Origin of the sequence: Streptomyces sp. CBMA123 (assembly GCF_014596465.1) — a bacterium.
Lineage (GTDB): Bacteria > Actinomycetota > Actinomycetes > Streptomycetales > Streptomycetaceae > Kitasatospora.
Map to the genome: position 1 here is coordinate 16,172 of NZ_MECK01000090.1, position 22,445 is coordinate 38,616.

A 22,445-nucleotide genomic window follows, 5' to 3' on the forward strand; every position below is an offset into this window, starting at 1 on the left:
GACCACGAAGGGCCCGCGGGAATCCTCCCCGCGGGCCCTCGTCGTGCGCGTCAGCGCTGGGCCGGCAGCTCCAGCGGCGCGGGCAACTCGTTCGGGATCGCCCCGCCGAAGCGGCGGTCGCGCATCGCGAACTGCTCGCAGGCGCGCCACAGGTCGCGGCGGTCGAAGTCCGGCCAGAGCACGTCCTGGAACACGAACTCGGCGTAAGCGGACTGCCAGAGCAGGAAGTTGGAGGTGCGCTGCTCGCCGCTGGGGCGCAGGAAGAGGTCCACGTCCGGCATGTCCGGGTGGTACATGTACTTGGCGAGGGTCTTCTCGTTGACCTTCTTCGGGTCCAGCCGGCCGGCCGCCACGTCGAGGGCGAGCGCCTGTGCCGCGTCGGCGAGTTCGGCCCGGCCGCCGTAGTTGACGCACATGTAGAGCGTCACCGCGTCGTTGCCCTTGGTCTGCTCCTCGGCGACCTGCAGCTCCTGGACGACGCTCTTCCACAGCTTGGGCATCCGGCCGGCCCAGCGGATCCGCACGCCCATCGCGTCCATCTCGTCGCGGCGGCGGCGGATGACGTCCCGGTTGAAGTTCATCAGGAACTTCACCTCGTCGGGGGAGCGCTTCCAGTTCTCGGTGGAGAACGCGTACAGCGAGATGTTCTTGACGCCGAGCTCGATCGCGCCCTTGAGGACGTCCAGTACGACGGACTCGCCGACCTTGTGGCCCTCGGTGCGGGGCAGCCCGCGCTCCTTGGCCCAGCGGCCGTTGCCGTCCATCACGATGGCGACGTGGTCGGGGACCAGCTCGCCGGGGATCTTCGGGGGCTTGACGCCGCTGGGGTGCGGGGTCGGAGGGACGTAGTCCCGCTGCTTGCCGCCGCCGAAGAGCCGTCGCGCTGCCATGTGCTCACTTCTCCACGTATCTCATCGAGCGGATGCCCCGCTCCAGGTGCCACTGCAGATAGGCCGCGACCAGGCCGCTGCCCTCCCGCCAGTACCGCGGCTCGCAGGCGTCGGCCGTCCGCCAGTCCCCTGACAGCAGCGCCCCGAGCAGTACCAGTGTCTCAGGGGAGGGTACGGCACATCCGGGCACGCGGCAGTCCGCGCAGAGCACCCCTCCCGCCTGCAACGAGAAGAAACGGTTCGGCCCGTCCAGGCCACACTTGGCGCAGTCGGTGAAGCTCGCGCCGTACCCGTTCACCGCGAGCGAGCGCAGCAGGAAGGCGTCCAGCACCAGGTGCGACTCGTGCGTCCCGGCCGCCAGCGTGCGCAGCCCGCCCACCAGCAGCAGGTACTGCTGGACGGCCGGCTCGCCCTCGTTCTCGGCGAAGCGCTCGGCCGTCTCCAGCATCGCCGTGCCGGCGGTGTAGCGGCCGTAGTCGGTGACGATCGAACCGCCGAACGGGGCGATGGTCTCCACCTGGGTGCACAGCGGCAGCCCGCGCCCGATCAGCTCGCTCCCCCGGCTGAAGAACTGGACGTCCACGTGCGAGAACGGCTCCAGACGGGCGCCGAACTTGGACTTGGTCTTGCGCACCCCGCGCGCCACCGCCCGCACCTTGCCGTGCTGGCGGGTCAGCAGGGTGATGATCCGATCGGCCTCGCCGAGCTTCTGCGCCCGCAACACGACGCCGTCGTCCCGGAAAAGACTCATGCCGACCATTGTCCCCCACCGCCGGGCCCGGCCGCGGACAGCCGTGTTGCCCGCACCGGGGGCCGTGGGGGAGGACCACTGCGGTGCGGGTCACGGCGGGCCCGGAGGGGGGCGGGCCCGTTTTTGTGGGGGATACAGGAAGTCCGTCGCGGACGGTCCGTCGCGGCGAGCAGGCCCGGAGGCCTACAGGTTCTCGTACGGCGCCCGGGTCGCCGCCTCCAGCAGCGCCGGCACCTGGCCCTGCGGCAGGTCCAGGCAACTCCCCACCGCGGCCAGCGCCTCGCGCTCCTGCGGCAGGTAGCGCCCGTCGGCCAGGGCGATCGCGGCGCCCTGCAGCAGCAGCCGCTCCCGGCCCTGCTGGGCCAGGTGCGGGGCGAGCGGTTCGAGCACCGCGTGCAGTTCCACGGCCAGGCCGCCGGCCATCCCGTGGGCGTCGTGGAGTTCGCCGCCGAGCCCGGAGAGCGCGGCGAGCGCGGCCAGCACCTGGGCCTCGCCGCAGTCCTCGAACCCGGCCTCGCGCACCGCCGTGCAGGCCGCCTCGCGGGCCGCCCGGTGGGCGGTGCCGCCGGCCGCGAGCAGGGCCAGCGCGATCGTGTACTGGGCGTCCCGCAGCATCGCGCCGAGGCGCACGCTGGTGGGCTGCTCCAGGGCCTCGACGCCGTAGCGCCCGTGGCAGCTGGTGCACTGGACGCTGCCGATCACCGGCCCGAGCGGGACGACCGGGGTGCCCAGCAGCCGCAGCCACCGCCGGCCGTGCTGCCGACGGTAGTTGCGGTCCCCGCCGCAGCCCGGGCAGAAGAAGTCGCCGAGAACATCGGTCCGCCACCTCGGGCGAACACCCCACAACCTGGTCACGGCGCCACTCCCCAGACATGGCAGGCGGCCTGCACAACTATGGGCAGGTCACGCGACCGGACACCGAGGCCGTCCCACCGGCCCGGCTTTCCGGTGGATCGATGTTGCCACGGTTACCGGCACGTGTCAGTACCTCGAACGGCTTCCGATCCGAAAAGATGTGGCGCAGACCACAACGCCCCACCCGCACGGCGAAGGGCCGTCCCGCGGGACGGCCCTTCGCGTACCACCCGTACGAATTAGCCGCGCTGCGAGCGGTTGACGGCACTGATCATCGCCTTCAGCGAGGCCAGCACGGTGTTGCCGTCGATGCCCACGCCCCACAGCACCTTGCCGTCCACCGCGCACTCCACGTACGCGGCGGCCTGGGCGTCGCCGCCCTCGCTCAGCGCGTGCTCGGCGTAGTCCAGCACCCGTACGTCCACACCGATCCGGGCCAGCGCGTCCGCGAAGGCCGAGACCGGGCCGTTGCCGGTGCCGGACAGGGTCATCGGGACACCGTCCACCACGGCCTCCGCGGTCAGCGCGTCCCGGCCGTCCTCGGTGGTCAGGGTGCGCGAACCGGCCAGCGACAGCCGGCCCCACGGGTTGCCGGTGGTCGGCAGGTACTCGTCCTCGAAGACCCGCCAGATCTCCGCCGGGCTGACCTCGCCGCCCTCGGCGTCGGTCTTGGCCTGGATGATCCGGGAGAACTCGATCTGCATCCGGCGCGGCAGGTCCAGCTTGTGGTCGTTCTTCAGGACGTACGCCACCCCGCCCTTGCCGGACTGGCTGTTGACCCGGATGACCGCCTCGTAGGTGCGGCCGACGTCCTTCGGGTCGATCGGCAGGTACGGCACGCCCCAGGTGTGCCGCTCCACCGGGATCCCGGCCGCCTCGGCGTCCGCCTCCAGGACCTCGAAGCCCTTCTTGATGGCGTCCTGGTGCGAGCCGGAGAAGGAGGTGTACACCAGGTCGCCGGCGTACGGGTGGCGCGGGTGCACCTCCATCTGGTTGCAGTACTCGGCGGTGCGGCGCACCTCGTCGATGTCGGAGAAGTCGATCTGCGGGTCGATGCCCTGGGAGAACAGGTTCATCCCCAGCGTCACCAGGTCGACGTTGCCGGTCCGCTCGCCCTGCCCGAACAGGCAGCCCTCGATGCGGTCCGCGCCCGCCATGTAGGCCAGTTCGGCGGAGGCCACCGCGGTGCCGCGGTCGTTGTGGGGGTGCACCGACAGGCAGACGAACTCCCGGCGGGACAGGTGGCGCGACATCCACTCGAACTGGTCGGCCTGGACGTTGGGGGTGGCCCGCTCGACGGTGGCCGGCAGGTTCAGGATGATCTCGCGGCCCTCGCCCGGCTGCCAGACGTCCATCACCGCCTCGCAGACCTCCAGCGCGAAGTCCAGCTCGGTGTCCACGAAGATCTCCGGCGAGTACTGGTAGCCGAAGGCGGTGTCGTCGCCCAGCAGCTTCTCCGCGTACTCCATCACCAGCCGGGTGCCGTCGACGGCGATCGCCTTGGTGGCGGCCCTGTCGTTGCGGAACACCACCCGGCGGAACAGCGGCGCGGTCGCGTTGTACAGGTGGACGGTCGCCCGCGGGGCGCCGACCAGCGACTCCACGGTCTTCTCGATCAGCTCCTCGCGGGCCTGGGTCAGCACCGAGATGGTGACGTCCTCCGGGATCGCCCCCTCCTCGATCAGCGACCGCACGAAGGCGTGGTCGGTGGCGCCGGAGGACGGGAAGCCGACCTCGATCTCCTTGTAGCCCATGGCCACCAGCAGGTCGAACATCTTCCGCTTGCGGGCCGGGGACATCGGGTCGATCAGCGCCTGGTTGCCGTCCCGCAGGTCGGTGGAGAGCCAGCGCGGCGCCTTGGTGATCACCTGGTCCGGCCAGGTGCGGTCCGGCAGGTCGACGGTGCCGAACGGCAGGTAGCGCCCGTAGCGCATGCCCGAGGGCCGCTGGCGCACGGAGGCGGCGGTGATCGGGGTCGGCCGGTCGACGAAGGCGCGAGCGGCGGGGATGGACGCGGCGGAGGTCTGCTCGGTCATGGAGGTGACTCTCGGCTTCCTGTGGATGCGTGGTGCGGGCGGGTCGGGAGGGATCAACACCGACTGGCCGGCCTCTGCTGCGCCTCGCGATACGCCGTTGGATCGCCGGTTCCGCGCGCAGCTCGTTCCCCGCGGCGAGGGAGCCGGCCCCAGTGGACTACAGGCCCTCGACGCGGCAGCTAAGAAGAAGCAGCCCGTTGCGCATGATGTGGCCCAGCGTAACCCAGGCCCGCGCGCCCCCGAAGTGATCCGGGCTCCCGTTCCACTCCTTGAGACGTCGACCGGTACCGCCGAAGGTGGTGACAACCGGTCACCAAGGCCTCACTCTGGGCCACATGACTGCAGCAGTACCGATCTGCGCGATCGTCCCGCCGTACGTCCTGGACCGCCTCGCCGAGGCCGGTCACGAGCCCGCCGTCCACTCCCTCGCCCTCGACGCCGCCCACCGCGCGGCCCGCCTCACCGCTCCCCCGCCGGCCGCCGCCGACCCCGGCCTCAGCCGGGTGATCGCCGACGCCGGGCACGGCCGACACCTGCCCGGGCGCACCGTCCGCACCGAGGGCCGGGCCCCGGTCGCCGACCCCTCCGTCAACCACGCCTACGACGGCCTCGGCGCCACCTTCGCGCTCTACTCCGAGATCTTCGGACGCGACTCGATCGACGGCCGGGGGCTGCGGCTGGACGCCAGCGTCCACTACGGCCGCAACTACGACAACGCCTTCTGGAACGGCTCGCAGATGGTCTTCGGGGACGGCGACGGCCGGATCTTCGGCGACTTCACCACCTGCATCGACGTCATCGGCCACGAACTCACCCACGGCGTCACCCAGTTCACCGCCGGCCTGGACTACCAGGACCAGCCCGGCGCACTCAACGAGTCGGTCTCGGACGTCTTCGGCTCGCTGGTCAAGCAGTACGCGCTGCACCAGGACGCCGCCGGCGCCGACTGGCTGATCGGCGCCGGGCTGCTCGCCCCCGGCGTCCAGGGCGTGGCGCTGCGCTCGATGAAGGCCCCCGGCACCGCCTACGACGACCCCCAGCTCGGCAAGGACCCGCAGCCCGCGCACATGCGGGACTACGTGGACACCACCGAGGACAACGGCGGGGTGCACATCAACTCCGGCATCCCCAACCACGCGTTCTACCTGCTGGCCACCGCCCTCGGCGGCCGGTCCTGGGAGCGCGCCGGGCGGATCTGGTACGACACCCTGACCGGCGGCGGGCTGCCCGCCGACGCCGACTTCACCGCCTTCGCCCGCGCCACCGTGGCCGCCGCCAAGGCCCGCTACCCCGGCCAGTCCTCGGTCGCGGACACCGTGACGGCCTCCTGGGCGCAGGTCGGCGTCAGCCCCGGCTGACGGGGCGGACGGGCCGGCGGGCCGACCGGAGACGACCGGTTCGCCGCCGGTTGAGAGCGGGTTGAGACCGACTTAAGGTCACGGTCGGGGAAAAGCGCCGCAAAAGCCCTCCCTGGGTAGCACCATGGACACCATGCGTATCCAGGTGACCCGGACCGGCGGCCTCGCCGGAATCGTCCGCCACGCGGAACTCGACACCGTCGACCGCACGGACGCCCCGCACGTCCACGCGCTCGCCCGCGAAGCCGTCGCGGGCGGGCTGCGCGCCCCCTCGTACGGGGTGCCGGACGGCTTCCACTACGAGATCACCGTCGACGGGCGGACGGTGTACTGCGCCGACCCCAAGCTCACCGACTCCCAGCGGGAGCTGCTGTCCCTGGTGCTGCGCGAAGGCGCGTAGCCCACCCGAAACCGGCCGGCACGGAACCGGCCCACCCGCAACCGGCCCGCACGACGAGGGCCCGCCCGGACGCGAACGTCCGGACGGGCCCGGGGCTTTCCGTACTCCCCGTCAGAAGCCGAGCTTGCGCAGCTGCTTGGGGTCGCGCTGCCAGTCCTTGGCCACCTTGACGTGCAGGTCCAGGTAGACCGGCGTGCCGAGCAGCGCCTCGATGTGCTTGCGGGCGGTGGTGCCGACGTGCTTGAGCCGCGAGCCCTTGGCGCCGATCACGATCGCCTTCTGGCTCTGCCGCTCGATGTAGACGTTGGCGTGGATGTCCAGCAGCGGGCGGTCGGCCGGTCGGCCCTCGCGCGGCAGCATCTCCTCGACCACGACGGCCAGCGAGTGCGGCAGTTCGTCCCGCACGCCCTCCAGGGCGGCCTCGCGGATCAGCTCGGCGACCATGATCTGCTCGGGCTCGTCGGTGAGGTCGCCCTCCGGGTAGAGCTGGTCGCCCTCCGGCAGCAGCTTGGTGAGCAGGTCGGCGACCAGCTCGACCTGCTGGTCGCCGACCGCGGAGACCGGGATGATCTCGGCCCACTCGAAGCCCAGCTCGAGGCCGAGCTGGTGGACGGCGATGAGCTGTTCGGCCAGCCGCTTGGAGTCGACCAGGTCGGTCTTGGTGACGATGGCGACCTTGGGGGTCTTCTTGATCGCGGCGATCTCCTTGGCGATGAACTTGTCGCCAGGGCCGAGCTTCTGGTCGGCGGGCAGGCAGAAGCCGATCACGTCGACCTCGGCCCAGGTGGTGCGGACCAGGTCGTTGAGGCGCTCGCCGAGCAGGGTGCGGGGCTTGTGCAGGCCGGGGGTGTCGACCAGCACGAGCTGGGCGTCCGGGCGGTGCACGATGCCGCGCACGGTGTGCCGGGTGGTCTGCGGGCGATCGGAGGTGATCGCGACCTTCGTCCCCACCAGGGCGTTGGTCAGGGTCGACTTGCCCGCGTTGGGACGGCCGACGAAGCACGCGAACCCGGAGCGGTACGAGGAGGAAGGGGCATTCATGGGCTCCATTCTCCCTGATCACCGGAGCCCCGCCGTCCGGGGTGGCCGGCCCGGCGCGATCAGCCCTTGTTACCGCCCCGGCCGACCAGGGAGAACACCACCAACAGCAGCAGAAAGGCGAGCGAACCCCAGAGCCAGTAGACCGTGCCGGTCTCCTGCCACTTGCCCATCCCCATCACGAACAGCACCAGCCCGGCGACGAACGCCAACGCCCCCATGCCCCAGCCCCTCACCGAGTCCACTCCCCGGTGAGATTATCTGCTGAATGCAGGGGGGCGAGGCCCGCCGGGGGCTTGCTTGTCAGCGGGCCTGGGCGGTCACCCGCAGCGTCCCGTCCGGGCCGGCCAGCAGCACGGGCGTCCCGGCCCCGCCCAGGTCCCGTACGGCCGCCAGATCGGCCTCGGCCGGCTGCTCCGCCTCGCTCACCACGGCCGCCGCCTCCAGCGACTTCGCACCGCTGGCCACCGCCATCGCCACCGCCGTCCGCAGCGCGCTCAGCCGCAGCGACTCCAGCGCGACCGTCCCGGCCACGTAGGTGCGGCCGGTCTCGTCACGCACCGCGGCCCCCTCGGCCACGCCGTTGCGGGCGCGGGCCGAGCGGGCCAGGGTGATGATCTTCTTGTCTTCGGGGTCGAGCTCGACGATGTCACTCATGCCGCCGAGCATAGGCCGCCGCCTGAGCGGGCGAGTAGCAGCGGATCAGTGGCCGACCGGGCGGGTCGGGCCCGGGTTCGGGCGGAGGACCTTGACGAAGGTCTTCGGCCCGGACGGCATCGGCTCCTCGTGCTCGGCGCGATGGCGCCAGTACGGGTTGTCGTGCGGCAGGTGGCTGCTCACCCGGCCGTACATCCCGAATGTCGTCAGGACGACCCCGAAGAGGAACGCGAACAGCACGTTCGACATCCGGAAGTTGAGGATGTTGGCCTCCGGCCGTCCGAGCACCGTCAGGCCGTAGAAACCGGACAGGACGAACAGCACGCCCACCGCCATGTTCAGGTTGGCGGCGAAGTTCCCGCCGATCACCGCCCCGATCACCAGGATCGCGCCCGCCACGATGGACAGGACGGCCAGCGCGCCGTTGGTCGACAGCCCCACGACCTGATCGCCCTGGGTGTCGAGGAAGCCCGGGTGGTCGGCCAGCCCGAGGGCCCCGAACACGATCAGGAAGACTCCTCCGAGCCCCGCTCCGATCCGCCAGACCATGAGGAGCTTGTGGTCGACGGGCAGTTCGTCTTGCAGCTTCATGGCGACCTCCAGAGCACAGCCATGGCCTAGCTGTAGGGGTGGCTCCCCTGCAGGTGGGGCGTCTCGTGCAGGTAGAGCGAGCCGCACTGCTGGCAGCAACGCAGCCCGGTGCCCCAGTCCTGTTCGGGCCGCGTCTCGGCGTCGTCGGGCATGGTCCGGCCGCAGAGTGCGGTCGACGGGTCCTTGTCCCGCACCACGTGCCAGGACTTGACTCCGCCGACCGCCCCCTGCGGGCCGTACTCCGCGCGAAGTTTGTGCGTCATGCCCTCCATGGTCGCGCGGAGACCGCCCACCCGCTACTCGCCCACGGCCTGCGCCGTCCGCTCCGCCCCGCGCACCGGCGCGGCGACCATCGAGCCGATCCGGTTGCGGCGCCCCGCCGAGGACTCGGCGGTCAGCAGGATGCCGGTCAGACCGTCGGCGGCCGCGTCGGGCAGCGGGATCTCGCAGGCCGAACCGGGGATCGGCACCCGGCCGAGGTGCTTGGCCAGCAGCCCGCCGACGGTCTCCACGTCCTCGTCCTCCAGCTCGATGCCGAACAGGTCGCCCAGGTCCTCCACCAGGAGGCGGGCGGTGATCCGGTACGAGCCGTCGCCGAGGTCCTCGACCGGAGCGATCTCCCGGTCGTACTCGTCGGTGATCTCGCCGACGATCTCCTCCAGCACGTCCTCGATGGTGACCAGGCCGGCCGTGCCGCCGTACTCGTCGATCACGATCGCGACGTGCGAGCGGCGCTGCTGCATCTCGCGCAGCAGGTCGCCGGCCGGCTTGGAGTCCGGGACGAACACGGCCGGGCGCATCACCGCGCCGACCTCCTCGGCCTCCGCCTCGCGGTTGATGTGGGTGCGGCGCACCAGGTCCTTGAGGTAGACGATGCCGACCACGTCGTCCTCGTTGTCGCCGACCACCGGGATCCGCGAGAAGCCCGAGCGCAGCGCCAGGGTGAGCGCCTGCCGGACGGTCTTGTGCCGCTCGATCATCACCAGGTCGGTGCGCGGCACCATCACCTCGCGCACGATGGTGTCGCCCAGTTCGAAGACCGAGTGCACCATCCGGCGCTCCTCGTCCTCGATCAGGTCGTCCTTCTCGGCCAGGTCGACCAGCGCGCGCAGCTCCGCCTCGGAGGCGAACGGCCCCTCCCGGTAGCCCTTGCCCGGGGTCAGCGCGTTGCCGAGCAGGATCAGCAGCCGCGGGATCGGGCCGAGCACCGCGGCCAGCGGCAGCAGCACGAAGGAGGCCGCGGTCGCGGTGGAGATCGGGTGCTGGCGCCCGATCGTGCGCGGCGAGACGCCCACCGCCACGAAGGACACCAGCACCATCACGCCGAAGGCCAGCAGCACGGCCTGCCAGGTCGGGTGGATGTTGCGCACGCACACCGCGGTGACCAGCACCGCGGCCGCCATCTCACTGGCCACCCGGATCAGGGTGGCCAGGTTGAGGTAGCGGAACGGGTCGGAGGCGACGGCCAGCAGCCGCGCGGAGCCGCGCCGCCCGTTGCGCACGGCCTCCTCCGCCCGGAACCGGGAGACCCGGGAGACGCCCGCCTCGGCGCACGCGGCCAGCCAGCCGAGCACGACCAGGGCCACGGCGCCGAGGATGAAGCTCGTACTCTCACCACTCACAGGGGTTCGGGCTCCGCGCTCAGTGGGTGGTGGGGGCCGGGGAGATGCCGCCGAGGCCGCGGCCCGCCCGCCAGTCGTCCAGGATGCGCTTCTGGAGGGCGAACATCTCCTCCTCTTCCTCCGGCTCCTCGTGGTCGTAGCCGAGGACGTGCAGCACCCCGTGGACGGTGAGCAGCTGCAGCTCCTCGTCCATCGAGTGCTTGGAGGGGGCCGCCTTGCCCTGCTGCTCGGCGACCTCGGGGCAGAGCACGATGTCGCCGAGCAGGCCCTGCGGCAGCTCCTCGCCCTCCTTGCCGGGACGCAGCTCGTCCATCGGGAACGACATCACGTCGGTCGGTCCGGGCAGGTCCATCCACTGGATGTGCAGCTCCTCCATCGCCGCTCCGTCCACCAGGATCACGGACAGTTCGGACTGCGGGTGGATCCGCATCTTGTCCAGGGCGAAGCGGGCGACGTCGAGGATGGCTTCCTCATCGGCGTCCCAACCGGACTCGTTGGCGATGTCGATCGACATGACGGGCTGTGTGCTCAGCTTTCGGTGCGATGGGACTGTCGGGGTGCGCGCGCCGCGGCGGTCTTGCCGGGGCGCCGCTGGGCGGGCTTGCGGGGGGCCGGGGTGTTCTCCTCGGCCTCCTGCCGCGCGTCCCAGCGCTCGTAGGCGTCCACGATCCGGCCGACCAGCTTGTGGCGGACCACGTCGGTGCTGGTGAGGACGGAGAAGTGGATGTCCGGCACGCCGGCCAGGATCTCCTGGACGACCTTGAGGCCGCTGCGGGTACCGCCCGGGAGGTCGATCTGGCTGGTGTCGCCGGTGACCACCACCCGGGAGTTGAACCCGAGGCGGGTGAGGAACATCTTCATCTGCTCGGGCGAGGTGTTCTGGGCCTCGTCCAGGATGATGAAGGCGTCGTTGAGGGTGCGGCCGCGCATGTACGCGAGCGGGGCGACCTCGATGGTGCCGGCCGCCATCAGGCGCGGGATGGAGTCCGGGTCCATCATGTCGTGCAGCGCGTCGTACAGCGGGCGCAGGTACGGGTCGATCTTCTCGTAGAGGGTGCCGGGCAGGAAGCCCAGCCGCTCCCCCGCCTCGACCGCCGGGCGGGTCAGGATGATCCGGTTGACCTCCTTGGCCTGGAGGGCCTGGACGGCCTTGGCCATCGCCAGGTAGGTCTTGCCGGTGCCGGCCGGGCCGAGGCCGAAGACGATCGTGTGCTTGTCGATCGCGTCGACGTAGCGCTGCTGGTTGAGCGTCTTGGGGCGGATCGTGCGGCCCCGGTTGGACAGGATGTTCGCGGTGAACACCTGGGACGGCGCCGGGCTGTCCGGGCCCTCCTCGCGGAGCATGGCGATGGAGCGCTCCACGGAGTCCTCCGTCAGGGGCTGGCCGGTGCGCAGCACCAGCATCATCTCGTTGAAGAGCCGCTGCACGAGGGCGACCTCGGCGCGCTCCCCGGTGGCGGTCACCTCGTTGCCGCGGACGTGGATGTCGGCGGCGGGGAAGCCCTGCTCGATCACGCGCAGCAGCGAGTCCGCCGTGCCGAGCAGGGTGACCATCGGGTGCTTCTCGGGGATGACGATCCGGGCGCTCACACGGGCGTCGTCCGCCGGCTCGGGGCGCGACTGTCCGTCGGTACGGGTCTGCGATGTGTCACTCATGGGTCGGCGCTGGGGCCTGCCTCATCCCATCCGTGGTGTCGTGTGCCGCTCGGTCTCTCCGGGGCACCAGGGTACGCCGCGAGCGTGATCGCCGCGGCGGGCGGCGGGGCCGCACCCGACGATGCTGCGGCAGATCGCGGGACGGCGCGAGCCCTTTTCGGGGAGCGCCACCCGGCCTCCCCGCAGCGCTCCCCGTCCGCTCACGGGTGGCGGCGGGTGGGGACGGGCACCCTGACGAGGTCCTCGGCGAGCACCAGCTCCCCGTCGAAGTGCTTGCGGGCGTCGGCCAGGTGCTGGCCGAGGTCCGGGTAGCGCTGGGAGAAGTGGGTCAGCACCAGGGTGCGCGCCCCGGCCTCGGCGGCGACCTTGGCGGCCTGTCCGGCGGTGAGGTGGCCGTGGTCCTCGGCGAGCTGGGCGTCGGCGTCGGTGAAGGTCGCCTCGACCACCAACAGGTCGGCGCCCTCGGCGAGTTGGTGCACGCCCTCGCAGAGCCGGGTGTCCATCACGAAGGCGAACCGCTGGCCCGGCCGCGGCTCGCTGACCTCGTCCAGGGTGACGGTGCGGCCGTCCACCTCGACCGCGCCCTCGTGCTGGAGCCGGCCCACGGCCGGTCCGTGCACGCCGGCCGCGGCGAGCCGCTCGGGCACCAGGCGGCGGCCGTCCGGCTCGGACAGCCGGTAGCCGAAGGACTCCACCGGGTGGTCCAGCCGGACGGCGTCCAGTGCGAACCGGGCGCCGGGCGCGGGCAGCGGGCCGGGCTCGTCGATCGGCCTGGGCCGCAGCACCGCGGTCTCGTGGTAGGCGGTGGCGTAGCGCAGCCGCTCGAAGTAGACCTCGCCGGACGCCGGGAAGTAGACGTCCACCGGGTGCGGGACCCGGTCAAGGTTGATCCGCTGGATCACCCCGGCGAGGCCCAGGCTGTGGTCGCCGTGGAAGTGGGTCACGGCGATCCGGTTGATCTGGGTGGCCGAGACCCCGGCCCGCAGCATCTGCCGCTGAGTGCCTTCGCCGGGGTCGAACAGCAGGCCCTCGCCGTCCCAGCGGAGCAGGTAGCCATTGTGGTTGCGGTGCCGGGTGGGCACCTGGCTGGCGGTGCCGAGGACGACGAGTTCGCGCTGGGACACCTGGGATCAGACCATGCTCTCGGTCATCCGCGTCCCGCCGAGCACGTGCACGTGGGCGTGGAAGACGGTCTGCCCGGCGCCCGCACCGGTGTTGAAGATCAGCCGGTAGTCCTCGATGCCCTCGTCCTTCGCCACCGCGCCCGCCTCGACGAGCAGTTCGGCGGCGATCTCCGGCTCGGCGGCGGCCAGCGCCGCGGCGTTCGGGTAGTGGACGTGCGGGATGACCAGGACGTGCACGGGGGCCTTGGGCGCGATGTCACGGAAGGCGAGGACGCGGTCGGTCTTGCGCACCACGGTCGCCGGGATCTCGCCCGCGACGATCTTGCAGAACACACAGTCGGGCTGCGGCTCGCCGGCCATCGGATTCTCCTCGGGTCACTGGGTCTTCGTTGACGTGGGGCCGTACGGGCGCAGCCTAGCCGAGCCGCGCGACCGCCTGCCGGTACTCCCGCAGGTGCTTCCAGCGGACCGAGCGCATGCCGACGACGTCCCCCTCGGAGATGTCGAAGTCATCGGAGATGACCACCACCGCCAGGAAGACGAAGCCCAGCAGCCAGCGCCGGGTCAGCCGCCACATGTTGGGGCGCATCACCCGCTTGCGGCGCACCACGCGCAGGGCCAGGATCCCCTTGCCCACGCTGAAACCGGTCAGCCGGGCGAGCACCACCTGGTTGAGGAACGAGGCGAGCAGGCCGACGCCCAGGAACGCCACCCAGAACGGCACCACCGGACCGCTGGCGTGCTGGACGGCGTGGCCGGCCGCGGCCGCGACGGGCTTGGTGCGGCCCGCGGCGGCGTCGGAGGCGAGGGCGGCGGCGAAACCGGCGACGAAGGCGAAGCCGAAGTCCAGCACGATCGCCAGGAACCGCCGCCCGCCGCCCGCCTCCCTGGGACACGGCGGCAGCCCGGGCCCCGCGTACGGCTGCTGCTGGTACGGCTGCTGCTGATAGGGCTGTTGCTGGTACGGCTGCTGCTGGGGCGGGTACGGCTGCGGCTGCCCCTGCGGCGGGTACGGGCTCTGGCCGTACGGCTGCGGCGGCTGCGCGTAGGGCTGGGGCTGAGGCTGGGCGTACGGCCCCTGGCCGTACGGGTTCGGCCCGTAGCCCTGCTGCGGGTACTGCGGTGGCGGATAGCCCTGTGCCATGTGATCCCCCGTGAGCTGTCGATCAAGAACAGCCCCGCATCCTACCCACGCCCGCGGAGCGGGAGGTCGGTCGGCACCGGCCGACCTCCCGCTCCGGACACCCCCGGCTACGCCCAGGGCAGCGGCGGCCCGGTGCGGGCCGGGGTGGCGGCCAGGGTCGCGAGGGCGATCCGCACGCCCTCGGCCAGCTGGGGGTCCTCGCCGGCCGCCCAGTGGTGCGGGGCGAACGGCACCTCGACGTCCGGGTCGACGCCGTGGTTCTCCAGGCCCCAGCCGTAGTTCTCCAGCCACATCGCGTACTTGGGCTGGGTGACCAGGGTGCCGTCGACCAGCTGGTACCTGCTGTCGATGCCGATCACCCCGCCCCAGGTGCGGGTACCGACCACCGGGCCGATCCCGAGCGCCTGGATGGCGGCGTTGACCACGTCGCCGTCCGAACCGGACAGCTCGTTGGCGAGCGCGACCACCGGCCCGCGCGGGGCGTCCATCGGGTAGGGCACCCGGTTGTCGGTGTCCCGGATGGCGTACCAGCCGATGATCCGCCGGGCCAGCTTCTCTATCACCAGCTGCGAGGTGTGGCCGCCGCGGTTCTCCCGGACGTCCACGATCAGGCCCTCCTTGGCCATCTCGGTGGTCAGGTCGCGGTGCAGCTGGGCCCAGCCGGCCGTCTGCATGTCGGGGATGTGCAGGTAGCCGAGCCGGCCGCCGGACAGCTCCCGCACCTCGGCCCGCCGGCCGGCCACCCAGTCGTGGTAGCGCAGCGCCGCCTCGTCGGCGAGCGGGACGACCACGGGGTGGCGCCGGTCGCCGTCCTTGCCGGCCACGGTCAGCTCGACCGGCTGCCCGGCGGTGCCGGCCAGCAGCGGGGCCGGGCCGGTGACCGGGTCCACCGGGCGGCCGTTGACGGCGAGCACGGCGTCGCCCGGGCGGATCGCGGCGCCGGGCGCGGCCAGCGGCGAGCGGGCCCTGGGGTCGGAGGACTCGCCGGGCAGGATCCGGCCGATCCGCCACTGCCCGCCGTCCCGGACCAGGTCGGCGCCGAGCAGGCCCTGGCGCCGGGCGGGCTCGGTGTAGCGGCCGTACGGGACGACGTAGGCGTGCGAGGTGCCGAGTTCGCCGTGCACCTCCCAGAGCAGGTCGACCAGTTCGTCGTGCGAGCCGACCCGCTCGACCAGCGGCCGGTAGCGGTCCAGGATCCCCGCCCAGTCGAGGCCGCCGAGGTCGGGGCGCCAGAAGTTGTCCCGCATCAGGCGGCCGTTCTCGGCGTACATCTGCCGCCACTCGGCAGCCGGGTCGACGGTCACCCGCAGCCGGGCGAGGTCGACGGCGATCTCGTCGTCCTCGCCGACGGCCTTGTGGCCGGCCGGGACGATCCGCAGCTCGCCCTCGTCCAGCACCGCCACCCGGGCGCCGTCCCCGCTGACCGCGAACCCGTCGAGCCCGTGCACCAGTTGCTCCACCCGGCGCTTCCTGAGGTCGAAGCGCTCCAGCACCGGCCGGGGCCGCTCGTCGTCCAGGGAGGCCGCCTCGTCGCCGAGTTCGCCGAGCAGCGGCGCCCTGGTCCACAGCACCCCGTCCTTGGCGGCGCGCAGCGCGTGGAACCGGCCGCCCTCGACCGGGAAGGGGATGATCCGGTCGGCGATGCCGTCCAGGTCCACCCTGGTGGCCGGCGCGGCCCCGTCCGCTGCCTCCTCGACGTCCGCCTTCCGGGCCCTGGGCTCGTCCTCCTCCCCGCCGAGCGGGCGCCCGGCCCGCTGCGGGCCGAACGGGGACGGCGTGTCGGCGGCGAGCGTGACCAGGTACGGGCGGCAGCCGTTCGGGAAGGACAGGTCGAAGGCGTGCGCGTCGTAGACCGGGTCGAAGTTGCGCACCGACAGGAAGGCCAGGTAGCGGCCGTCCGCGGTGAAGGCCGGCGAGGTGTCCAGGAAGCGCTGCGGGGTGAGCGCGCCGACGGTGCGGGTCGCCGTGTTCGCCAGCACGATCTGGCGCAGCGAGTACGGGCCCATCCGGTGCACCGGACGGGACCACGCCAGCCAGGCCGAGTCCGGGCTGAACGCCAGCCCGCTGACCTCGCCGTCGGTGCTGCGGTCCAGCTCGTGCACGGCGCCGTCGGCCAGCCCGACCAGCAGCACCCGGCCGTCGTGCACGCCCAGCGCGGCCTGCTTGCCGTCCGGGGAGACCACCAGCGAGTTGACCCGGCCCAGCCGCCCGGCGGCCAGCCGGCGCCGCTCCGGGTCGTGGACGGCGGGGGCGTACTCCAGGGCGTCCTCGCCCTCGGCGTCGGACACCCAGAGCACGCCCTGGGCGCCGTCCTCGCCCGGCACCACCCGGACCAGCCGGGCCCGCACGCCCGGGGTCTCGTCCAGCACCCGGGCCGGGCCCTCCCGGTGGGTCAGCCAGTGCACGCCGCCGCGCACCACCACGGCGCTGGCCCGGCCGGTGCGGTCCGGGGCGACGGACTCCAGCCAGTACGCGGCGGGCACCGGGTGGGGGCGCCGGCCGGTGCGCGGCCCGGCCAGCCGGACGTCCAGCCGGCGCGGGGCGGCGGTGTCCAGGTCGTCCAGCAGCCAGAGGTCGCCGGCCCGGTGGAAGACCACCCGGCTGCCGTCGGTGGTGGCGTTGCGGGCGTAGAAGCCGTCCGGGTCGGTGCTGTGGCGGCGCAGGTCCGAGCCGTCCGGGCGGCTGGACCACAGCTCGCCGACGCCCTCGTGGTCGGACAGGAAGGCGATCCGCCCGCCGACCCACAGCGGGGAGTCGAGCTGCCCGTCCAGCTCCTCGTGGATCCGGGTGAAGCGGTCCCGCCCGATCCACAACTTGCCCGCCCGGCCGCCCCGGTAGCGCTTCCACCAGGCCGGTTCACGGTTGTTGACGTTCACCAGCAGCACCTGGTCGCCGTCCGGCTCGAAGGCCAGCCCGCCGACCGGCCCGTACGGCAGCCGCACCGGCTCGCCGCCGTCCAGCGGCACCGCGTGCGCCCAGCAGCGCCGCACACCGGCCTCGCCCGCGCCGGTGGTGGCGATCGGCCGCCCGTCGGCGGTCCAGCCCTGCACCCGGGTCTCGGCGTTGCCCCAGTACGTCAGCCGCCGGGACGGCCCGCCGTCCACCGGCACCACGTGCACCTCGGGGGCGCCGTCCCGGGTCGAGGTGAAGGCGAGGTGCCGCCCGTCCGGCGAGAACCGGGGGTGGTGCACCGGCAGGTGATCGGCCGTCAGCCGCCAGGCCCGCCCGCCGTCCAGCGGGGCGAGCCACAGGTCGTCCTCGGCGACGAAGGCGGCCAGCTCACCGTGCAGATGGGGGTGGCGCAGATAGGCGCCCGCAGAGGTGCTCAGGGAGTCCGTCACGCGGTCAGCCTAGGCAGGTGCGGGTACGAGCCGCTCCGTTTTCCCCAGACTCCCGGCGGGCGCACGGGAGTTGCGGGTGGGGTTACGCCCAGCGGCCGGTGCGCCCCAGCAGCAGCGCCCCGGCGGCCACCCCGGCGGTCGAGGTGCGCAGCACCGACGGTCCCAGCCGGTACGGCTTCGCGCCCGCCTCGGCGAAGGCGGCCAGCTCCTCCGGGGAGACCCCGCCCTCCGGGCCGACCACCAGCACGATGTCCCCGCCGGCCGGCAGCGCGGTCTGCGCCAGCGGCTCGGCGCCCTCCTCGTGCAGCACGGCGGCCAGGGCGGCGCCGGCCAGCAGCGGCGCCAGCTGCCGGGTGGTCATCGGCTCGCGCACCTCGGGGAAGCGCAGCCGGCGGGACTGCTTGCCCGCCTCCCGGGCGGTGGCCCGCCACTTGGCGAGCGCCTTGGCGCCGCGCTCGCCCTTCCACTGGGTGATGCAGCGCGAGGCGGCCCAGGGGACCACCACGTCCACGCCGACCTCGGTCATGGTCTCCACGGCGAGTTCGCCGCGGTCGCCCTTGGGCAGCGCCTGGACGACGACGATCCGCGGCGCCGGCTCCGGCTCCCGCCGCACCGCGGCCACCGTGACCTCGATCGCGTCCTTGCCGAGCACCTGGGCGACCGTGCCGTCCACGCCGAGCCCCAGCCCGTCCGCCAGGGTCACCGCCTCGCCGGGCGCCAGCCGCTTCACCGCCGCCGCGTGCCGCCCCTCCGCGCCGTCGAGCCGCACCACGGCCCCGGGCGCTGCGGCGGCGATCCGCTCGGTCTCGACGACGAAGACGGGCGCGGTCATGACGGGGAACCTCCGGAGGGGTGGGGCTTGGGGGAACGCGAAGGGGGTGCCGGGCGAGCCCCGGCACCCCCTCCCGGACGGCTACCGGCCGTTGAAGGCGTCCTTCAGACGCGAGAACAGGCCCTGCTGGCCCGGCGCGAACTGGCCGGACGGCCGCTCCTCGCCGCGCAGCACCGCGAGCCGGCGCAGCAGCTCCTCCTGCTCGGGGTCGAGCTTGGTGGGCGTCTGCACCTCGACGTGCACTATCAGGTCGCCCCGGCCGCCGCCGCGCAGGTGGGTGATGCCCCGGCCGTGCAGCGGGATCGACTGGCCGGACTGGGTGCCGGGCCGGATGTCGACCTCCTCCAGCCCGTCCAGGGTCTGCAGCGGCACCTGGGTGCCGAGCGAGGCGGCCGTCATCGGGATGGTGACGGTGCAGTGCAGGTCGTCCCCGCGCCGCTGGAAGACCGTGTGGGTGGTCTCGGCGATCTCGACGTACAGGTCGCCGGCCGGGCCGCCGCCGGGGCCGACCTCGCCCTCGCCGGCCAGCTGGATCCGGGTGCCGTTGTCCACACCGGCCGGGATCTTGACCGTCAGGGTGCGGCGGGCCCGCACCCGGCCGTCGCCGGCGCACTCGGGGCACGGGGTCGGCACGACGGTGCCGAAGCCCTGGCACTGCGGGCACGGGCGGGAGGTCATGACCTGGCCCAGGAAGGACCGGGTCACCTGGGAGACCTCGCCCTTGCCGCGGCACATGTCGCAGGTCTGCGCGGAGGTGCCGGGGGCCGCGCCCTCGCCGCTGCAGGTGGTGCAGGTGACGGCGGTGTCGACCTGGAGTTCCTTGGTGGTGCCGAAGGCGGCCTCCTCCAGGGTGATCTCCAGCCGGATCATGGCGTCCTGGCCGCGGCGGGTGCGCGAGCGCGGGCCGCGCTGACCGGCCGCGGCGCCGAAGAAGGCGTCCATGATGTCGGAGAAGCCGAAGCCCGCCGCGCCGGCGCCGAAGCCGCCCGCGCCACCGCCGCCGGGCGACAGCGGGTCGCCGCCGAGGTCGTAGACCTGGCGCTTCTGCGGATCGGAGAGCACCTCGTAGGCGGCGTTGATCTCCTTGAACCGCTCCTGCGTCTTCGGGTCCGGGTTGACGTCCGGGTGCAGTTCGCGTGCGAGGCGCCGGAACGCCTTCTTGATCTCGTCCTGCCCCGCATCCCGTCGGACGCCGAGTACCGCGTAGTAGTCCGTGGCCACCAAATGCTCCGCTTGTTCCGCCTGTTAGTAGTGCGACTGGACACCGCCGCCGGGTTTGTCCGACGACGGTTGTGAGCTACGACTCGGCCAGGATCTGGCCCACGTACCGTGCCACCGCTCGCACCGCCCCCATTGTGCCCGGGTAGTCCATCCGGGTCGGACCGATCACACCCAGTTTGGCCACGCTCTCGTCGCCCGAACCGTAGCCGACCGAAACGACCGAGGTGGAATTCAGCCCTTCGTACGCGTTCTCCCGCCCGATCCGGACGGTCATCGCGGCGTCCGCGGTCTCACCCAGGAGGCGGAGCAGGACGACCTGCTCCTCCAGGGCCTCCAGCACCGGCTGGATGCTGAGTGGGAAGTCGTGCCCGAAGCGGGTCAGGTTGGCCGTGCCGGCCAGCATGATCCGCTCCTCGTTCTGTTCGGCGAGCGCCTCGAACAGCGTCGCCAGGACCGTACTGACGGTCGGCCGGTCGGCCTGTTCGAAGGCCCCCGGGAGTTCCTCCAGCAGCCCGGGCACGTCCGGCAGCCGCTGCCCGGCCGCCCGCGCGTTGATCCGCGAGCGCAGGTCCGCCAGGACCGTCTCGCCGACCGTGCCCGGGCAGTCGACCATCCGCTGCTCGACCCGGCCGGTGTTGGTGATCAGCACCAGCATCACCTTGGCCGGGGCCAGCGCCACCAGCTCGATGTGCCGGACGGTGGAGCGGGTGAGCGAGGGGTACTGCACCACCGCGACCTGCCGGGTCAGCTGGGCGAGCAGCCGCACCGTGCGCATGACCACGTCGTCCAGGTCGACGGCGCCGTCCAGGAAGTGCCGGATCGCCCGGCGCTCCGGGGAGCTCATCGGCTTGATCTCGGCGAGCTTGTCGACGAACAGCCGGTAGCCCTTGTCGGTGGGGATCCGCCCGGCGCTGGTGTGCGGCTGGTGGATGTAGCCCTCCTCCTCCAGCGCCGCCATGTCGTTGCGCACCGTCGCCGGGGACACCCCGAGGTTGTGCCGCTCCACCAGGGCCTTGGAGCCGACCGGCTCCTCCGTCCCCACGTAGTCCTGGACGATCGCGCGCAGCACGGCGAGCTTGCGGTCGTCCAGTTGGCGGACCTCACCGGCCATGGGGCACGCACCTCCGTCTTCGCACGTTGTCCGTCTGTGATGCTGCGAGCCGCTCCGACGAGGGCCCCGACCTTGGCACTCTGCGCACACGAGTGCCAAAACCGTACCTGCCAGTGTACGGCCCGGGTCCTATCGCAGGAACGGCCCGGCCGGGGTGATCCTGCCCGCAGTTCCGGACGGCCGCCACGACACTCCGCACGCGCGGGTGGTGCCCCGGGGCCGTCCGGGTGGCAGCATCGAAAGCGACGGCGAACGGAGGAGCAAGCAATGTCGAGCTCGGGCCAGCACACCCGTTTCGCGCCCGACCGCGGCCTGACCGGCCGCATGGTCGCGACGATGTTCGTGATCGGGCTGCTGTACGTCGGTTTCACGGGCCTGCTGATCGCGCTGCTGCGCGGGGCCTGGCCGCTGATCGTGCTGATCTCCGGCGGGCTGTTCGTGGCCCAGTTCTGGTTCAGCGACAAGATCACCGAGCGGGCCATGGGCGCCCACCAGGTGACCGAGGAGCAGTACCCCCAGCTGCACGGCACCATCGACCGGCTCTGCGCGCTGGCCGACATGCCCAAGCCCCGCGTGGCGGTCGCCGACAACGACATGCCGAACGCCTTCGCCACCGGCCGCAACCCGCAGAACGCCGTGGTGTGCGTCACCACCGGCCTGCTGCGCCGGCTCGAACCCGAGGAGCTGGAGGGCGTCCTCGCCCACGAGCTCTCGCACGTCGCCCACCGGGACGTCGCGGTGATGACCATCGCCGGCTTCCTCGGCGTGCTCGCCGGCGCGATGACCCGGATCGCCATGTACGGCGGGTTCATGGGCGGCGGACGCAACAACAACGACCAGAACGCCGCCATCGCGGCGCTGATCATCCCGCTGGTGTCGATCGTCGTCTACGCGATCAGCTTCCTGCTCACCCGGCTGCTGTCCCGCTACCGCGAACTGGCCGCCGACCGGGCCGCCGCCCAGCTCACCGGCCGCCCCAGCGCCCTCGCCTCGGCCCTCACCAAGGTCACCGGGCAGATCGCCGCCATCCCCACCGAGGACCTGCGCAAGTCGCAGCCCTACAACGCCTTCTACTTCGCCCCCGCGCTGAGCGCCAGGGAGACCGCCTCCCAGCTGTTCTCCACCCACCCGACGCTGGAGAAGCGGCTGGCCCAGCTGGCGAAGATCTCCGAGCAGCTCGGCCGCTGACCCTCCTTCCCGTTCGCGAAAGGACCGCCGTGGGATTCCTGGACGCCCTGTTCGGCCGCACCAAGCCCGTCAAGCCCGACCTCGACCAGCTGTTCGGCGTGCCGTCCGCCGCGCTCACCCTGGAGGCCGCGGCCGGGTTCCTCCCCACCGGGCTCGGCTCGGTCTGCTTCGCGGCCGTCGAGGGCGCGGCCTTCGTCCAGGTCGAACAGCAGGTCCGGGCCCTGCTGGACGCCGACACCGAACGCGGCGGCGTCCCGGTGGAGGCCTCCAAGGACGGCTACGGCTACTCCTGGCTGCTCACCCGGCACACCCCCGAGGAACTCCCGGAACTGGTCAACGACCTGCACGCGGTCAACAGCGAGCTGGAGGCGAACGGCTTCGGCCCGCAGCTGCTCTGCTCCCTGGTCGGCTTCCGCAACGCGCAGGGCCAGTCGCTGGCCCTGGTCTACCTCTACAAGCGCGGCACCTTCTATCCCTTCGCCCCGATGCCCGGCGGCGGCGAACGGCGCAACAGCCCGCTGGAGCTCCAGGTCAACGCGACGCTGGGCAACGACCTGCGGTTGGAGAAGGACCTCAGCCGCTGGTTCCCGGTCTGGGGCGCGCCGGGCCTCTGACGCCCCGTCCGTAAAA

23 protein-coding genes are annotated in these 22,445 nt (G+C 72.5%); 4 read left to right on the plus strand and 19 right to left on the minus strand.

All coding sequences use genetic code 11. The features are described from left to right. Nucleotides 1-50 precede the first annotated feature (50 nt). The 4 genes from BG452_RS13065 to leuA all read right to left on the minus strand — a co-directional run bounded on the left by BG452_RS13065 (nucleotide 51) and on the right by leuA (nucleotide 4,532). Nucleotides 51-890 carry an isoprenyl transferase gene (locus BG452_RS13065; RefSeq protein WP_188304434.1) on the minus strand — a complete coding sequence of 280 codons (840 nt, stop codon included), beginning with the start codon at nucleotides 888-890 and terminating at the stop codon, nucleotides 51-53. Nucleotides 891-894: 4 nt separating this feature from the next. Beyond that, on the minus strand, nucleotides 895-1,641 hold the full coding sequence (gene recO, locus BG452_RS13070) for a DNA repair protein RecO (RefSeq protein ID WP_188304435.1): 747 nt from the start codon (nucleotides 1,639-1,641) through the stop codon (nucleotides 895-897). A gap of 183 nt (nucleotides 1,642-1,824) precedes the next feature. Next, nucleotides 1,825-2,496 (minus strand): TerB family tellurite resistance protein, encoded by a 672-nt coding sequence (locus tag BG452_RS13075; protein ID WP_188304436.1) that lies wholly within the window; start codon nucleotides 2,494-2,496, stop codon nucleotides 1,825-1,827. Between the two features lie 239 nt (nucleotides 2,497-2,735). Next, entirely contained in the window at nucleotides 2,736-4,532 is a 1,797-nt protein-coding gene (leuA, locus tag BG452_RS13080; RefSeq protein ID WP_188304437.1) for a 2-isopropylmalate synthase, read from the minus strand. Between the two features lie 335 nt (nucleotides 4,533-4,867). Between leuA and BG452_RS13085 the strand changes: the two genes are divergently transcribed. Next, entirely contained in the window at nucleotides 4,868-5,890 is a 1,023-nt protein-coding gene (locus tag BG452_RS13085; protein WP_188304438.1) for a M4 family metallopeptidase, read from the plus strand. Between the two features lie 133 nt (nucleotides 5,891-6,023). Continuing rightward, the gene (locus tag BG452_RS13090) at nucleotides 6,024-6,290 is read left to right on the plus strand and encodes a protealysin inhibitor emfourin (RefSeq protein WP_188304439.1); all 267 of its coding nucleotides are present in this window, start codon (nucleotides 6,024-6,026) and stop codon (nucleotides 6,288-6,290) included. Between the two features lie 111 nt (nucleotides 6,291-6,401). On the opposite strand, the gene era is transcribed toward BG452_RS13090, so the two are convergent. From era to hrcA, 15 genes are all read right to left on the minus strand, one after another. Beyond that, nucleotides 6,402-7,331 (minus strand): GTPase Era, encoded by a 930-nt coding sequence (gene era, locus BG452_RS13095; RefSeq protein ID WP_188304440.1) that lies wholly within the window; start codon nucleotides 7,329-7,331, stop codon nucleotides 6,402-6,404. A 59-nt stretch (nucleotides 7,332-7,390) separates the two neighbouring features. Continuing rightward, nucleotides 7,391-7,573: a hypothetical protein gene (locus BG452_RS13100; RefSeq protein ID WP_188304441.1), complete on the minus strand. Its 183-nt coding sequence runs from the start codon at nucleotides 7,571-7,573 to the stop codon at nucleotides 7,391-7,393. A gap of 58 nt (nucleotides 7,574-7,631) precedes the next feature. Further along, nucleotides 7,632-7,997 carry a cytidine deaminase gene (locus BG452_RS13105; RefSeq protein ID WP_188304442.1) on the minus strand — a complete coding sequence of 122 codons (366 nt, stop codon included), beginning with the start codon at nucleotides 7,995-7,997 and terminating at the stop codon, nucleotides 7,632-7,634. Nucleotides 7,998-8,030: 33 nt separating this feature from the next. Continuing rightward, nucleotides 8,031-8,576: a DUF4383 domain-containing protein gene (locus tag BG452_RS13110; protein ID WP_188304443.1), complete on the minus strand. Its 546-nt coding sequence runs from the start codon at nucleotides 8,574-8,576 to the stop codon at nucleotides 8,031-8,033. A 26-nt stretch (nucleotides 8,577-8,602) separates the two neighbouring features. Further along, nucleotides 8,603-8,839: a hypothetical protein gene (locus BG452_RS13115; protein ID WP_188304444.1), complete on the minus strand. Its 237-nt coding sequence runs from the start codon at nucleotides 8,837-8,839 to the stop codon at nucleotides 8,603-8,605. Between the two features lie 33 nt (nucleotides 8,840-8,872). Then, nucleotides 8,873-10,198 (minus strand): hemolysin family protein, encoded by a 1,326-nt coding sequence (locus tag BG452_RS13120; RefSeq protein ID WP_188304445.1) that lies wholly within the window; start codon nucleotides 10,196-10,198, stop codon nucleotides 8,873-8,875. Nucleotides 10,199-10,217: 19 nt separating this feature from the next. Continuing rightward, entirely contained in the window at nucleotides 10,218-10,712 is a 495-nt protein-coding gene (ybeY, locus tag BG452_RS13125) for an rRNA maturation RNase YbeY (RefSeq protein WP_030061268.1), read from the minus strand. A gap of 14 nt (nucleotides 10,713-10,726) precedes the next feature. Continuing rightward, nucleotides 10,727-11,752, minus strand: coding sequence for a PhoH family protein (locus BG452_RS13130; RefSeq protein ID WP_223242160.1), 1,026 nt, complete (start codon nucleotides 11,750-11,752; stop codon nucleotides 10,727-10,729). A gap of 302 nt (nucleotides 11,753-12,054) precedes the next feature. Then, nucleotides 12,055-12,978 (minus strand): ribonuclease Z, encoded by a 924-nt coding sequence (locus tag BG452_RS13135; protein WP_188304447.1) that lies wholly within the window; start codon nucleotides 12,976-12,978, stop codon nucleotides 12,055-12,057. 6 nt (nucleotides 12,979-12,984) lie between these two features. Further along, entirely contained in the window at nucleotides 12,985-13,338 is a 354-nt protein-coding gene (locus BG452_RS13140; RefSeq protein WP_188304448.1) for a histidine triad nucleotide-binding protein, read from the minus strand. 55 nt (nucleotides 13,339-13,393) lie between these two features. Then, the gene (locus BG452_RS13145; protein WP_188304449.1) at nucleotides 13,394-14,122 is read right to left on the minus strand and encodes an RDD family protein; all 729 of its coding nucleotides are present in this window, start codon (nucleotides 14,120-14,122) and stop codon (nucleotides 13,394-13,396) included. A gap of 107 nt (nucleotides 14,123-14,229) precedes the next feature. After that, nucleotides 14,230-17,463 (minus strand): S41 family peptidase, encoded by a 3,234-nt coding sequence (locus tag BG452_RS13150; protein WP_317621017.1) that lies wholly within the window; start codon nucleotides 17,461-17,463, stop codon nucleotides 14,230-14,232. Between the two features lie 82 nt (nucleotides 17,464-17,545). Next, complete coding sequence (locus tag BG452_RS13155; protein WP_188304450.1) at nucleotides 17,546-18,295, minus strand: 16S rRNA (uracil(1498)-N(3))-methyltransferase; 750 nt, start codon at nucleotides 18,293-18,295, stop codon at nucleotides 17,546-17,548. 81 nt (nucleotides 18,296-18,376) lie between these two features. Next, complete coding sequence (gene dnaJ, locus BG452_RS13160) at nucleotides 18,377-19,516, minus strand: molecular chaperone DnaJ (protein WP_188304451.1); 1,140 nt, start codon at nucleotides 19,514-19,516, stop codon at nucleotides 18,377-18,379. 76 nt (nucleotides 19,517-19,592) lie between these two features. Then, nucleotides 19,593-20,627, minus strand: a complete 1,035-nt coding sequence (gene hrcA, locus BG452_RS13165; RefSeq protein WP_188304452.1) for a heat-inducible transcriptional repressor HrcA — start codon at nucleotides 20,625-20,627, stop codon at nucleotides 19,593-19,595. A 267-nt stretch (nucleotides 20,628-20,894) separates the two neighbouring features. Between hrcA and htpX the strand changes: the two genes are divergently transcribed. Next, on the plus strand, nucleotides 20,895-21,815 hold the full coding sequence (htpX, locus tag BG452_RS13170) for a zinc metalloprotease HtpX (protein ID WP_188304453.1): 921 nt from the start codon (nucleotides 20,895-20,897) through the stop codon (nucleotides 21,813-21,815). A gap of 29 nt (nucleotides 21,816-21,844) precedes the next feature. Beyond that, a complete protein-coding gene (gene pspAB, locus BG452_RS13175; RefSeq protein ID WP_188304454.1) occupies nucleotides 21,845-22,429 on the plus strand; it encodes a PspA-associated protein PspAB in 585 nt (194 codons plus the stop codon). The last annotated feature ends 16 nt before the right edge of the window (nucleotides 22,430-22,445 follow it).